The sequence below is a fragment of the Oleiphilus sp. HI0125 genome (assembly GCF_001635355.1).
The window spans coordinates 1-723 of record NZ_LWGF01000371.1; the positions used below are offsets into that span (position 1 = coordinate 1).

1 pseudogene is annotated in these 723 nt (G+C 46.5%); it reads left to right on the forward strand.

Going from position 1 to position 723, the window contains the following annotated elements:
- Positions 1–608: pseudogene (locus A3762_RS27125) on the forward strand (lipase); the annotation flags it as partial.
- Between the last annotated feature and the right edge of the window lie 115 nt (positions 609–723).

The window sequence follows — 723 nt, forward strand, 5'->3', positions numbered from 1 at the left end:
TGGGTTCACCAACTAGCCGTTATGTTGCAGGTGTTCGTCCAGACTTAGTTGCTTCTGTTACCTCAGTAAACGGTGCAAACAGTGGGTCAGGTTTTGCGGATGCAGCGAGAGGAATCGTTCCTGTAGGTGGTGGTACAGAGGCACTGATCGAAGGTGCACTTAACTTCCTTGGAGACATTATTGACGCCCTTGCCGGCAATTCTGAATACACGCAGGACGCTTTAGGTGCGGTAACGTTCCTAACAACACCTGGCGCGGAAGCATTCAATGACTTATTTCCCGCGGGTCGTCCTACATCTTCGTGTGGAGAAGGCGCAGCTGAAGTAAATGGTATACGTTATTGGTCATGGGGCGGCGACTTCTTGCTAACGAACGCTCTTGATATTTCTGACCCATTCTTGGCTTTCACCGGCGCAACGATCTCTGGTCGCAATGATGGTCTAGTAGGTAGTTGTCAACAGCGCTGGGGTGATGTTCTACGTGTGAACTACAACATTAACCACCTTGATGGCGTTAACTTGTTCTTCGGCTTATCAAACTTATTTGAAGTCGATCCAGTTGTATTGTTTGAAAACCATGCACGTCGACTTAAGTCAGCAGGCTTATAGAAAATAGGGAAGGGGCTCAGTAGCCCCTTCTTTTATTCTACTTAGTTAAGTGTGAACACATTATGTATATTAAATTCTTAGTTGCTGTTGCTTTATGTGTCGCGACCTCATTTGT